Here is a 13736-nt window from a genome sequence, read left to right as displayed (position 1 = left end):
TATCCTGCCAATACTTTCAATGGGACTCTATGCCGAAGAACGGAAGCGGGGCACCTTAGAACTGTTAGCCACGTCACCAATTACCAATTGGGCGGTAGCTGTAGGTAAGTTATTAGGGGTGCTAACATTTTTTATCACAATGATTGTACCCATGCTAGTGTTGGAAGCGATCGCAATTAGCGGCTCAAATCCCCCAATGGCACGCTCAATTCCCTTGCTGGGTCATTTTGGATTAATCTTGCTAGCAGCAGCAATTTTATCTATAGGAATGTTTATTTCCTCATTAACAGACAGCACAATTCTCTCTGCCGTTCTCACCTTTGCAGTAATCTTATTATTGTTATTGATTGATTTAATCGGCAAAATTATTCCTGGCCCCGTCGGCGAAGCCTTAGGTTATCTGTCATTGCTGAAACATTACAACACCTTAATCCAAGGAATTTTCGATAGCAGCACCTTAATTTTATTTGCCAGTTACATTTTTTTGGGCATCTTTCTCACCGCTCAATCAATTGATGCACTGCGCTTTCAAAGGCAGTAGTTATATGTCATTGATCATTTGTCATTGGTCATTTGTCAAAAATTAGTGACAAGTAAAAGTATATGGACGTTTGATTCCGGTTCCCCCCTTAAAAAGGGGGGTTAGGGGGGATCAATAAGTGCAAAGATACAGCCAACCACTTTTAAAACATCCTCTAACTACCGAACAGATAAATGCAATCAAAATAATCATCAACGAACTAGCACCCAAATTAAACTCCTACCTAAACTCAATTGGCAATGTACCAGATGACCAAGGACAGATGACAAATGACAAATGACAAATGACAAATTATATGAAAATAGTTGCAAAAAAGAAACTGTGGAAATATCTATTTTGGTTAGGCCCGTTCCTAATTACTGTGGGCTTAACAGTTGGGTTAGTCTCTGAACAGTGGGGACTAATCCCATTAGTATTTATAATTACGGGAATTGTCATCAGTGGATTGGGGATAATATGGCAAAGTTACGAAACTAACTGGTGGAAACGTCGTTCTACCCAAGCTGGGACTAATGCCCTAGTAGCGACTCTAGCAGTATTAGCAATTTTGGGATTGATTAACTTTTTAGGCACTCGCTACCACCTGCGGGCAGACTTAACAGAAACTCAATTGTTTACCCTTGCGCCCCAGTCACGGCAATTAGTGAGTGTCTTACCGCAGCCAGTTAAAGTGTGGGTGTTTGATATTAACCAGAATCCCCAAGACCGAGAACTGCTAGAAAATTATCAGCGACAAAGCTCAAAATTTAAATATGAATACATCGACCCCCAAGCAAGACCAGGACTTGCAGAAAAGTTTGGCGTTAAAGATTACGGGGAAGTTTATTTAGAATCTGGGGATAAACGGCAATTAGTACAGACAGTAAATGAAAATCAGCGCTTATCGGAAGTCAGATTAACTAGTCGCCTGCAACAACTAACAAATTCCACAATAGCCAAACTTTACTTACTGCAAGGTCATGGCGAACGTCAACTTTCGGCTGGTAAAGGTGCAATATCACAAGCAGTTCAAGGATTAGGCGACAAAAATTTTACAACAGCACCGCTTAATTTAGCAGAAACTTCCAAAGTTCCTCAAGATGCTGCTGTTGTAATATTAGCCGGCCCCAAACGAGAATTGTTTGAAGGTGAAGTTAAAGCCTTACAAGAGTATCTAAATCGCGGCGGTAACTTACTGCTGATGATTGATCCCAATACCGACCCCAAACTTGACAGCTTGCTACAAGAGTGGGGTGTTCGTCTGGATAATCGTTTAGCAGTAGATATTTCTGGGGAAAGCGTAGTGGGACTTGGCCCTGCTGCCCCTGTAGTCACAGAATACGGTCAACATCCGATTACCAAAGATTTCGGTAACGGTAATTCTTTTTATCCAATAGCCCGACCACTGGAAATTACCTCTGTACCTGGTATCGAAGCTACTCCATTACTGCGAACTAAACCCTATCCTAACAGTTGGGGAGAAAGCGACCTCCAAAGCGAAAAATTGGAGTTTAATGAAGGCAAAGACCTCAAAGGACCTCTAACCTTGGGTGTTGCTTTAACCAGAAAACAAGTAGCTAAATCTACTTCCACTCCCCAAGCTTCACCGCTACCATCACCAAGCACCCAAAGCAAAACTAGCCCTACTCCTTCACCCTCTCCCAAGACTCCGCAAGTTTTACCATCACCAACCACCCAAAGCAAAACTTCCCCCACTCCCTCATCTCCCCCATCTCAAACAGCCACCGAATCCCGGTTAGTAGTTTTCGGAAATTCTAGCTTCGCCACCGATGGCTTGTTTCAACAGCAACTAAATGGAGATGTATTTCTCAATTCAGTTACTTGGCTAAGTCAACAGGATCAACAACCCCTTTCCATTCGCCCCAAAGAAGCGAAAAATCGCCGGATAACTCTGACAACCACCCAAGCGAATCTTTTAATATTGTCGTCTTTGTTAGTTTTACCTTTAATTGGGTTCGCGGCGGCAGTTATTATCTGGTGGAAACGACGGTAAGAAGTGAGTTAGGAGTTTGGAGAGACGCGATTAATCGCGTCTGTACGTTAGGAGTTTGGAGTTATAGTGGTTCCCAATTGCATGGAATACAGACCTAACCCCCAGCCCCTTCCCTTCTAGCGTTGGGGAGTAAGATTCAAAGCCTCTCTCCTTTTAGGAGAGAGGTCAAAGCTGTACTACACCTAAGACGTAGACGTAGGTTGGGTGGAGCGGAGCGCAACCCAACATATATCAGGATGTTGGGTATCAGGATGTTGGGTTACGCAAAGCCTCCACCCAACCTACAATTTTTTTGCTTTAGTAATTCTCAATGCCCAATGCCCAATGCCCAATAATTAAAAAATGAAATTGCCGCGAACGACTTTAATTTTAATACTGCTAGCCCTGGGTTTAGGTGGTTTTGTTTACTTCTCTGAAATCCAGGGTGCAACTGTGCGAGAAGAAAATAAGGAACAAAAGCAACAAATTTTCTCTTTTAGAGAAGATGATGTACAGTCTTTAACAGTCAAGACAAAAAAACTCACCTTGAATCTAGAACGTAACCGTGAATCTAGTAACCCCAAGTGGTTAATCAAATCTCCAATATCAGAGCCAGCAAATGATGCTATTGTTTCTTATTTAATGGATTTATTGGTTAAAGGTAATAGCGAACGCACCTTATCAACTCCAGCAAAAGACCTTACAGAATTTGCCTTAGATCAACCCCAAGTAACTATCAATATCACCCTGAAAAACCGACAAAACCATCAGTTGATTTTAGGTAAATCTAACTTTAACGGTAGTTTCTTGTATGCTTTAACTGACTCGGCAACAAAACCCAATGAAAATATAAATGTCCTGTTGGTATCTACAGATTTTGCAAATGCCGTCAATCGGGAATTATCAGAGTGGAAACAACCTGTAGATAATAGTCAGAAACTTCCTCCGCTCATTATTCCTAAACCGAGTCCGACAAACAGCAAATAATTATAATTCAAAATCTGGCGCTATTACTATGACAAATCCGACAGCAACATTGCTAATTTCCTGCCCCGATCAACGGGGATTGGTGGCGAAATTTGCCAATTTCATCTATTCTAATGGTGGTAATATTATCCATGCAGATCAGCATACAGATTTTGCTGCTGGATTATTCCTCACGCGCATTGAATGGCAGTTAGATGGGTTCAATTTGCCGCGAGAATTTATTGCCCCTGCATTTAATGCGTTTGCGAAGCATCACGGAGTGTTCGCACAACCTTTAAGGGCTAAGTGGGAAATACGTTTTTCTGATACAGTACCACGCATTGCTATTTGGGTAAGTCGGCAAGACCATTGTCTATTTGATTTAATTTGGCGACAACGCGCTAAAGAATTTATTGCTGAAATTCCTTTAATTATTAGTAACCATTCTAATTTAAAGGTAGTGGCAGAACAATTTAATATTGAATTTAAGCACATTCACATAAATAAAGATAATAAATCAGAACAAGAAGCCCAACAACTAGAATTACTCCGTCAGTACAAAATAGATTTAGTTGTATTAGCCAAATATATGCAGATTGTTAGTGCAGATTTTATTAGTCAATTTCCACAAATTATTAATATACATCACTCCTTTTTACCCGCTTTTATCGGAGCAAACCCTTATCACCGAGCTTTTGAACGGGGTGTAAAAATTATTGGTGCAACTGCTCATTATGCCACTGCTGATTTAGATGCAGGCCCAATTATTGAACAAGATGTGGTGCGAGTTACCCACCGTGATGAAGTTGATGATTTGGTGAGAAAAGGCAAAGATTTGGAGAGAGTTGTATTAGCAAGAGCGGTGCGATCGCACTTGCAAAATCGTGTATTAGTATATGGAAATAGAACAGTAGTATTCGAGTGATTTTATCTCCAAAGGAATGTAATTTTACAACAGATCAGTATAAAAATATTAAGAGTTATCGCTGGGTTTGCGAAAGCGAAGTTAAATAGTTAACAGCCTGACAGTAAAAACATATTATGATCCCTGACAACTTCATCGTCCGTGCAATGAACAGGTCGGAAATTGATTTGGCGATTACTTGGGCAGCAAGCGAAGGTTGGAATCCAGGAAGGTATGATGCTGAATCTTTTTATCAAACTGACAAGAACGGTTTTTTATTGGGTGAGTTGAATGGTGAGCCGGTGGGGTGCATTTCTGCTGTCGCTTACAATCAACACTTCGGCTTTCTAGGTTTTTACATTGTGAAACCCCAGTTTCGTGGGCAGGGATTGGGTATAAAAATTTGGAAGACAGCAATGGACTATCTAGGTGCTGACCGTAACATCGGCTTAGATGGTGTAGTGGCTCAACAAGATAACTACAAAAAGTCTGGTTTCCAAATCGCTTATAACCATATTCGTTATCAAGGGGTGAGTGGCGGTGCTATACCTGCTGGTATCATCGACCTGAAAACAGTGCATTTTGAAGAGTTGGTGGCTTACGATTGCCAACTTTTTCCTTCTAAGCGTCCAGTGTTTCTGCAACATTGGATTGAACAGCCAGAAAGTACTGCTTTCGGATTTCTCAAAAATGGATATCTTGTTGGTTACGGAGTTATCCGGCCTGCCCATACAGGTTTTCGGATTGGGCCACTGTTTGCTAATGATGAACAGATTGCTGAAGCATTATTTCAAGCCTTGCTTGCAGAAAATCCTCATGCTCCAGTGTTTTTTGATGTGCCGGATGCAAATGTACAAGCGATTAACCTAGTTCAACGTTACCAATTCCAGCCAGTCTTTCAAACGGCTCGGATGTACACTAAAGAAATTCCTAGTTTACCTCTTGATCGCATCTTTGCTGTGACAAGTTTGGAACTAGGTTAGAAACAGACAAACAATCTGTTTAGATCCCTAATAATACAATCCCGCTGTGAGCGCGTGAGTTTTTCTATTAGTTTGCGTGCGTCAAACTTGATGACTTTTAACAAGTGCTGTGATCGCAGGTATCAGTTTGTCATAGACATTGCCTCATAATAAAGAAAGATTAAGCTGCACTCAGAAAACTCTCAATGAGCCAAACTAGCCTAAATTTAGTTGCAATATCTATATTTCTCATGACCCTATCGGTATTGCTAGGACCATTCTTAAACTTATCACCGGCAGTACCAGCACTTGCTACCTTCACCATCTTAGGCATCGCGACATTAGATAGTTTCAGCCTGCAAGGCAAGGGTGGTACTATCTTTTTGGATTGGATTGCTGGTTTTTCAAAAGAACACCGCGATCGCATCATCCACCATGAAGCAGGACATTTCTTAGTTGCTTACCTGATGGGTATTCCCGTTACTGGCTACACACTCAGCGCTTGGGAAGCCTGGAAACAGGGGCAACCTGGGCAAGGCGGCGTTAGCTTTGATGATGGTGAATTAGCATCTCAACTACAAGTAGGTAAAATCAGCGCCCAAATGCTAGACCGCTACTGCACTGTTTGGATGGCGGGTATTGCTGCTGAAACGCTGGTTTTTAATAATGCTGAGGGTGGAGCTGATGATAAAAGCAAGCTGATAGGAGTCTTGACAATTTTAGGCTTTTCTGAATCAGTTTATCAGCAGAAATTGCGGTTTCATGCCCTCCAGGCAAAAACTCTACTGCAAGAAAATTGGTCTAGCTACGAGGCTTTAGTTAATGCCATGAGACAACGCAATTCGGTAGAAGATTGTCATGCTGAGTTAGGAGTAGGGAGTGGGAAGTAGAAAGTTATATCAAGCTAGTAATGAAGAGTTTGTAGTAAGGACTTTAGTGCTAAAAAAATAAGGACTGAAGTCCTTACTACGAACTTATTAACATCATCTTAAACAGAAAAATTATTCAACTCTGGCGCGGAGTGCGGGAGATGGAAAGAGAGTTTCAAATCCAGCTTGTCTCTCTTGTAAAGATTCTAGAGCATCGTTCCAAAGACTTTCATAATAAAAGAAGGTGACGCCTAAACCGCGTTCTTGGACAGCCCGCACCTGAGACTTAATTTGCTGCATGGGAACTGGGTTATTTCGTAACCCTGTCATAATGCCAACTCCAGTTGGAATTATTTGTTGCGCTTCTTGAATTTCTGGGCGGGAAATATTTGCCACAAAACTTTTCAGATCCGGACGATAAATTTGCACAATTAACTCGTCGACAATATTTTGCCGCATCCAAGTCAGCCAATCTTGCAGGTGAAACTTGTAAGCAAAATCATAGTAGTTAGGAGCAACGGAGAAAATCGCCTGGGGTTTTCTCTGCTTTACCGCTTGGTTAAGTTGTACCATGAAAGCCGTAATTTTATCTGCCCGCCACTTTACCCATGCTGCATCTTGGGGATTATTTGGGGGAGCATTTTTGGTTTCTTGGGTGTACAAGGCAACTGTATATTGATCGTAGCCAAACTCGTGGGGCAAACTCATGTGATCGTCAAACTGAATGCCATCGGCATCATATTGGGTAACAGTTTCTAGCACAAGATTGGTGATGAATTGTTGCACTTGTGGATGGAACGGATTGAGCCACATCACCTCACCAGCCGCACTGTTTGAAGTTTGGCTACCATCCCGCTTTTGTGTGAACCAATCCGGGTAATTCAGTGCCAGTTCTGAGGTTGGGGGAGCCATGAAACCAAACTCAAACCAGGGAATTACCAGCAATCCTTTGCGATGAGCTTGAGTGATGAGGTCTGCCAGAATATCATGTCCATCTGAACCTTTGTAGACAAAAGGTTGAATCCCTGCACGTTGTGCTAAGGCACTGGGATACATCACATAGCCAGAATTCCACACCACAGGATAGATTGTGTTGAAGTTCATCCGTCGCAGTTGACTCACTGCATCCTGCACTTTGTCTCGACTCTTGAGGGTGTCAAAATCATTAGTGGTCATCCAAACCCCGCGAATTTCCTGACGGGGTATCTGTGCGATCGCACTGAAGCGCATACCTTCGATGATCGCAGGGGTAAAACTATCTACCAGTAACACCGTAACAAAGGATATTAAAATGAGAAGGGGAAAAAGACACTTGAGCGGTCGCCGCCAACTTTGAACAATAAAAGATGATTTCATAGATTTGAATGATGCATTCGCTACCCACACACGCCATTGCTCGTTTTTATAATTGAATCTACTAACCATCTAGTTTACAAGTATTTATGCTTACCACAGATTGATTAGTTGGTAGTTGTTCGTTCCCTGCTTATGGAACTTTTGCACCAGAAAAACTAAAGCAGACAAATTAAGATAGTTGACGCAGCTAATAAGCATTTGTGCCCAATAGATATTGGTATGGGGAATGGGGCATTTAAAAGAGGCAGGGGGGCAGAGGAGCAGAGGGGCAGAGGAGCAGAGGGGCAGAGGAGCAGAGGGGAAAAACTTACTACAACTTCTCCCCCGCTCCCCTGCTCCCCTGCCTCCTCTGCTCCCGATCTTCACATTCCCCCACGCCCTACCTGTGTCACAATAAATAACTGTAATAAGAAAAATATTGTTAAGGTAATTTAGTGAGTCCAACTGCTCAATCCACGGCCAGTGCGCGTCGCGTAGTATTTCCTTTTACGGCAATTGTGGGCCAGGAAGAAATGAAACTGGCGTTGCTATTGAACGTGATTGACCCCAAAATTGGTGGTGTAATGATCATGGGCGATCGCGGCACCGGGAAATCCACAACTATCCGGGCGCTGGCGGATCTACTGCCAGAAATTTCTGTGGTTGCTAATGACCCCTTCAGTAGCGATCCTAGCGACCCCGACTTGATGAGCGATGAAGTCCGCCAACTGTTAGAACAAGGCGCGGAAATTCCCGTAGCTCACAAAAAAGTTCAAATGGTAGACCTGCCGCTAGGAGCTACAGAAGACCGAGTTTGTGGCACAATCGACATTGAGAAAGCTTTATCTGAAGGTGTCAAAGCTTTTGAACCGGGACTGCTGGCAAAGGCTAACCGAGGCATTCTCTATGTGGATGAAGTCAACTTACTAGATGACCACCTTGTAGACGTGTTACTCGATTCCGCTGCCAGTGGATGGAACACTGTAGAACGGGAAGGTATTTCTATCCGTCATCCAGCGCGTTTCGTGCTTGTGGGTTCTGGAAACCCCGAAGAAGGTGAACTACGCCCCCAATTACTTGATCGCTTTGGGATGCACGCAGAAATTCACACAGTCAAAGAGCCAGCCTTACGGGTGCAAATCGTAGAACAACGAGCGGATTTTGACCAAAACCCTCCCGTATTTCTGGAAAATTATAAACCCCAGCAAGAAGCATTACAACAGCAAATTGTCAATGCTCAACAGCTTTTGCCAGAGGTGAAACTTGACTACGATCTAAGGGTAAAAATTTCTGAAGTCTGTTCAGAACTGGATGTTGATGGTTTGCGGGGTGACATTGTTAGTAACCGTGCTGCCAAAGCCTTAACAGCTTATGAAGGACGCACTGAAGTTACAGTTGATGATATCCATCGTGTAATTACGCTATGCTTGCGTCACAGACTGCGGAAAGACCCCTTAGAATCAATTGATTCTGGCTATAAAGTCGCCAAAGTTTTTAGCCGCATCTTTGGCGTTGAACTACCAGAAAGTGATACTGCACAAAAGAACGGCACAGGTCAAAAGTTAGGGGCTAGAGGTTAAAAGTTAGGAGCGGAGCCGGAAACGCTCCGCCTCCGGTGAAGAATTAACAGTTAAGAGTTTTAAATGGAAAGCTGCTTCATATCTCACAATTTTGTTTCATTCCTCACTCAGCAATGACTATATATAACTCCTAACTCCTAACTCCTAACTCAGCACTCAGCACTAAATATGAGATTTTGGTCTTTTTGGTTCAACAGCTTTGTTCTATCTAGCCAATACAACCCGCCCAGGTTTGTAGAATTATTGATGCTCTTATTAGCGATCGCAATGCTGGCAATAGCCAGTATTTTACCCGACAGACCCTATTTAATCTTAGGCTTGAGCTTAGTAGTTGGGGCATCTATTTCCATCTTAGTGCGGGAAGCGATCGCCCCCTCACCCCAGACGCGAATTACCCAACTAACAGCATCTCTATTACTCATCATCAGCCTCTATGGCTTTGCTGACTTAATGTACACTCTCTAGTTAGTCATTTGTTATTTGTCATTTGTTCACAGCCAATGACTAATGACTAATGACTAATGACTCCATCCTTGCATTTCCACCAATTCCATACACAACTCATTAACTTGCTCTAAATCAGGTTTATGAGGTAGGGCAGATTGTTCGCAAACAATATCCATTTCGGTGACCAAATCTTCTGCCATTTTCATCACCTGCTCATAAGAATAATCACCCTTTAAAATAGCTTTTAAATCCTCAACGTCACCAGCTATTCTCCTATCTACAATCACTTCACCTCGCCGCAATATTTCTACTCCACTGCGTAACAGTCTAATGCAGTGCATTCCATGTTTGAGGTCAAAACCCGACTTTCTTTCCATTTCTGCTCTAGCAGGATTTCTATTCTCCTGCCAAGATAAGTAAGCCTTCCATTCTCTTAAAGCTATTTGATAGCTTTGACTTTTCTGAAGCAGACGGATAAAATCTTTACGGCTATTAGTTAACTTTTGAGTATATTCCAAAGTTTCATCGGGGAAAGTATATTGTTTTAAAACTCCTTTAAAATCAATATCTGCTGTTAGCAATTGATATAATTGTTCTGCTTCTTCCAAAAACTCAATCCGTCCTCTGATTAAGTTATAAAGATACTCCAGAAAAGCATTTAGCTCATCTTTGCCCAGAGGTGCTTCGTCTTCTATGGCGAAGTCAGATGGTATCGGTTTTTTTTGCGGTGGCTTTAACAACCACTTCCGATGAGTTTCCATCTTTTTGATTTGGGCAAAGGCATAACCAGTATAAGTATGTTTTACCTTCTTGCTCAAAAATAATTGTTTATGGTCGATTAAATGCTGTCCTTCTGGGCTTAAAAAAGGATATTTATTTAACCAGAGTAATTCTAAAACATTGGGGTTGGCGCCAGCTAATAACTGGAGGATTTTTCTTAATTCATATATAACCGTGTCTTTGTTGCCATCCACGAATGGAAATATTCCTGGTTCATCCCAACCAGTATCTTTTTGTTCTATGCAATCAAATCCCAAGTAGTACCTTTTGGGTGCGATAAAGACTCCTCGATAATCAAAGTCTGAATCAGGACGATTTAAACCATAGCCGTGGCTACCTGCCAAACCAATTAAAATAGTTCTTTGCTCAACTTCTATTCTTTTCATCTCACCTGATGATTAAAATATAGTCATACTAACTCATGAGTTCAACAAGTGGCGAGATGGAGAGATTTTTAACTCTCTTCAGTTATTGCATAGATCCTGCCACAACACAAAGATGAGTACAGAATAGCCGTACTTAATCATTCGTTAACAACAAAATTCCCGACTTCTTTGAAAAGTCGGGGTCTGAACCTTGCGTTTAATAAGAATGCCCCTAAAGGAGATGATGCAAGGCTATCCCCTTGAGGAGCAAAACTTGTCAATTCAGTTGTTCCGATACTTTCGGTTTCCTAAAACAGGAATTATCTAGGATAAATGTGGCGTCTAGTCCCCCATCCTGGATTGAGAATGGCGGCTAAATCTTCTTCAGATAATTTGCTGATCTCACTGTCTAGTTCTCTGGCAGTGAAATCATAGCCACGCTCTTGAGCAATTTTGATGAAGGCTTCTGGATCAGCTGTTGCTTTGAGTCTTTCCTGTAACGCTTGATCTTGTTTTATAGCTTGAAAAAGTCGGGCAGCATTTTGCTGTGTCATGACAATCAATCTCCTGTTTGAAATATCAGGTTTGAATGTGATAGTTTAACTCTTGAGGATTCACTAACTTTTGTAAAGAATTTCTAGATAAGACACCTTATATTTCATCTTAAAACAAATAAGAAAAATTTGTTGATTTTGAGAAAAAATATAACTTTTCAACTAATACTAACTAATGTTAAGTTTTGATAGATTCAGCCCTAAGATAGTAGCAATTTTTATCTAAAAAGTATTTGTTTTGACTTATTGTAAATGCAATTTACATTAGTGCGGGTGGGCTACGCCTACGCCCATGACGACCGTTGGCTAATTCCTCCCCACTCTTAGAAAATGAGAAAATGAGCAAACAGACAGAGTAATTAGCTGATTTTTCATTTTTAGGCTGACCAGACAGCAATGCCAAACCCAAAAATCCTGTTAGAGCTTGACTTGACAACTGTTAATAAAATAGTATGTTAGATTGTCAGTCTAATTCCTGCTCGGATCAGGTAGACATTTTACAAAGGCTGGCAAAAGCATCTCTACAAGAGATAAAAACCAGCTACCTGTACGGCAACCTCAAGGACAATTTCATGACCTACGCAATTATTGAAACTGGCGGCAAACAAATACGAGTAGAGCCAGGGCGGTTTTACGACATTGAACTGCTTACGACCGAACCAGATGAAAAAGTTACAATAGATGCCGTATTACTCGTGCAGCATGATGGCGAAGTCACTATTGGACAACCACTAGTGACAGGTGCGACTGTAGAAGGGACTGTAATGCGGCATTTCCGAGGTCGTAAAGTTCTGGTATACAAAATGAAGCCGAAAAAGAAAACCCGCAAAAAGCGGGGGCATCGTCAGGAAATTACCAGACTTATGATTGACTCCATCACTCTTAACGGTGCAGTGTTTGCTGCCCAAGGAGAAGCGGAGAAGGAAACCCCCGTTGTAGATGACACTGCTGCCGAAGAAGTTGAAACCGCTGCTGAATAATAAAAGAAGTAGATACACAAGAGGAAATCATGGCTCATAAGAAAGGAACAGGTAGTACACGCAACGGTCGTGATTCTAATGCCCAACGTCTGGGTGTCAAGCGTTATGGCGGTCAAGTTGTACGTGCAGGAAATATTCTCGTCCGTCAACGCGGTACCAAATTCCACCCTGGTAACAACGTCGGTATTGGTAGCGATGACACTTTGTTTGCCTTAATTGACGGTGTTGTAATGTTTGAGAGAAAGGGCAAAACCCGTAAAAAAGTTAGTGTTTATTTACCCATAACTGCTGTTGAGGCAGCCCCTGCTGAGGCAGTAGCAAGTTAGAGTGTGAGGGTGGGCATTATTCCATTAGTGTCAACTTAAGGTTAAAACCCATTTGTCAACGATAGGTTTTGTTAGGAACGAAGTATAAAGGTGAACTTTTTTCTGACTTTTATACGCAAGCTGGGAGTGATGCTAATAAACAAAGCATTAATAGTCCCTGAAAAAGTTCGTTTTTTGTCCCTTTCAAACCAAATTGTTAAGCATAAATGCTTATTGACATAGGAAGTTTGAGCTTAACTTGACACCTATGGCATTATTCCCACCCTACTCGCTAGTTAGTGCTGATGTGATAATCAGATTTGCATAAATATTCCCAGCAGTTATTTAAAAGTCGCTTTGTTCCAGAAGTATTAAAGCGCAAAGGTTATTCATCTCAAATCTCCATTCCTCCCACCACCAAATCTGTACTCAGATTGGTGGTGGGAAGAATAGAGGGTTAATTGTGAAACGTCCCCTGAGTGAACGCCAGTTGCTTTTGGATGATTGCATTAGATGTTCTACAAGATAGCCAACCAGAGATATTGTTTCTTCTGAAACTCTATGGATTAGGCGATGCGGTCTTTTGGGTCTAGTTACAATAACATCAGTGCAATAAAGATATTGCTCATTATGCTAAATTGCGTTCATTCACTTCAGAATGAGGTTTAGCTGAGAGAGTACTTAAATGAGGCTGTTGCTTTGAGCTACCATGAATACCTGAGAAAATGCTGAGAATTAACTAAATTTTCTCAAGGGATAAATTTATGAAAATCATGGCTTCGTTTCAGATAGGCTTCAGTCCTAACAGAGATACTTTGGATGTTCGGGATAACTCAAACATCAGAAGTAATAAATGAAACTAGCCCTCTACTCATAAGTTTTACCTTGGTTCGTGGAGTACTTACAACTTAAGATTGCTGTCTATCACCTTGTTGGTCTTGCTGAATGTTCCCAAAGCTTTTGCTGATAAATGCTTTGACTTCCGCCACACGTAGACTTTAGTATCAAAAGTCATGGTTAACAAGAGTTGCGATCGCTTTTACTACTATTATTCCAAGTTGTGTTAAAACCGAAGGCGTTATTTGATTGCAACGTAGATGCGATGCCTACGGTGGCAAGCTACGCAGTAGCAAGAGTCTGATGGAGTCCTCTACAAAAAGGCGTCTTCTTTACCCC

14 protein-coding genes are annotated in these 13736 nt (G+C 41.7%); 11 read left to right on the top strand and 3 right to left on the bottom strand.

Translation table 11 applies throughout. The annotated features are described in order from the left end of the window. The 7 genes from HWQ44_RS23690 to HWQ44_RS23660 all read left to right on the top strand — a co-directional run. On the top strand, positions 1-541 hold a 541-nt coding region (locus HWQ44_RS23690; protein WP_292723827.1), incomplete at its 5' end, for an ABC transporter permease subunit. 118 nt (positions 542-659) lie between these two features. Continuing rightward, complete coding sequence (locus tag HWQ44_RS23685) at positions 660-821, top strand: hypothetical protein (RefSeq protein ID WP_292723826.1); 162 nt, start codon at positions 660-662, stop codon at positions 819-821. A gap of 15 nt (positions 822-836) precedes the next feature. Beyond that, positions 837-2534: a Gldg family protein gene (locus tag HWQ44_RS23680; RefSeq protein ID WP_292723835.1), complete on the top strand. Its 1698-nt coding sequence runs from the start codon at positions 837-839 to the stop codon at positions 2532-2534. Positions 2535-2876: 342 nt separating this feature from the next. Continuing rightward, the gene (locus tag HWQ44_RS23675; RefSeq protein WP_292723824.1) at positions 2877-3500 is read left to right on the top strand and encodes a DUF4340 domain-containing protein; all 624 of its coding nucleotides are present in this window, start codon (positions 2877-2879) and stop codon (positions 3498-3500) included. A gap of 28 nt (positions 3501-3528) precedes the next feature. Beyond that, a complete protein-coding gene (gene purU, locus HWQ44_RS23670) occupies positions 3529-4404 on the top strand; it encodes a formyltetrahydrofolate deformylase (RefSeq protein ID WP_292723822.1) in 876 nt (291 codons plus the stop codon). A 116-nt stretch (positions 4405-4520) separates the two neighbouring features. Further along, on the top strand, positions 4521-5366 hold the full coding sequence (locus tag HWQ44_RS23665) for a GNAT family N-acetyltransferase (protein ID WP_292723820.1): 846 nt from the start codon (positions 4521-4523) through the stop codon (positions 5364-5366). Positions 5367-5551: 185 nt separating this feature from the next. Beyond that, positions 5552-6235: an ATP-dependent Zn protease gene (locus HWQ44_RS23660; protein ID WP_292723818.1), complete on the top strand. Its 684-nt coding sequence runs from the start codon at positions 5552-5554 to the stop codon at positions 6233-6235. A 111-nt stretch (positions 6236-6346) separates the two neighbouring features. On the opposite strand, the gene HWQ44_RS23655 is transcribed toward HWQ44_RS23660, so the two are convergent. After that, entirely contained in the window at positions 6347-7639 is a 1293-nt protein-coding gene (locus HWQ44_RS23655; protein ID WP_292723816.1) for a glycoside hydrolase family 10 protein, read from the bottom strand. A gap of 365 nt (positions 7640-8004) precedes the next feature. Between HWQ44_RS23655 and bchI the strand changes: the two genes are divergently transcribed. Both bchI and HWQ44_RS23645 read left to right on the top strand, forming a co-directional pair. Continuing rightward, a complete protein-coding gene (gene bchI, locus HWQ44_RS23650) occupies positions 8005-9129 on the top strand; it encodes a magnesium chelatase ATPase subunit I (protein ID WP_099099330.1) in 1125 nt (374 codons plus the stop codon). A 168-nt stretch (positions 9130-9297) separates the two neighbouring features. Beyond that, on the top strand, positions 9298-9594 hold the full coding sequence (locus tag HWQ44_RS23645) for a hypothetical protein (protein WP_196529220.1): 297 nt from the start codon (positions 9298-9300) through the stop codon (positions 9592-9594). A gap of 53 nt (positions 9595-9647) precedes the next feature. Here the strand turns inward: HWQ44_RS23645 and HWQ44_RS23640 are convergent, their stop codons facing one another. Together HWQ44_RS23640 and HWQ44_RS23635 are read right to left on the bottom strand one after the other, a co-directional pair. Beyond that, positions 9648-10742 carry a nucleotidyltransferase domain-containing protein gene (locus HWQ44_RS23640; protein WP_292723806.1) on the bottom strand — a complete coding sequence of 365 codons (1095 nt, stop codon included), beginning with the start codon at positions 10740-10742 and terminating at the stop codon, positions 9648-9650. Between the two features lie 299 nt (positions 10743-11041). Next, positions 11042-11275 carry a Nif11-like leader peptide family natural product precursor gene (locus HWQ44_RS23635; RefSeq protein ID WP_292723804.1) on the bottom strand — a complete coding sequence of 78 codons (234 nt, stop codon included), beginning with the start codon at positions 11273-11275 and terminating at the stop codon, positions 11042-11044. A gap of 572 nt (positions 11276-11847) precedes the next feature. On the opposite strand from HWQ44_RS23635, the gene rplU reads away from it, so the two are divergent. Both rplU and rpmA read left to right on the top strand, forming a co-directional pair. Continuing rightward, positions 11848-12255: a 50S ribosomal protein L21 gene (gene rplU, locus HWQ44_RS23630; protein WP_292723833.1), complete on the top strand. Its 408-nt coding sequence runs from the start codon at positions 11848-11850 to the stop codon at positions 12253-12255. A gap of 29 nt (positions 12256-12284) precedes the next feature. Further along, positions 12285-12581, top strand: coding sequence for a 50S ribosomal protein L27 (gene rpmA, locus HWQ44_RS23625; protein WP_069071599.1), 297 nt, complete (start codon positions 12285-12287; stop codon positions 12579-12581). The last annotated feature ends 1155 nt before the right edge of the window (positions 12582-13736 follow it).

Source organism: Nostoc sp. JL34 (genome assembly GCF_017114945.1).
GTDB lineage: Bacteria > Cyanobacteriota > Cyanobacteriia > Cyanobacteriales > Nostocaceae > Nostoc.
Note: the sequence above shows the minus strand (reverse complement) of the source record. Positions and strands in the feature narration are given on the sequence as shown.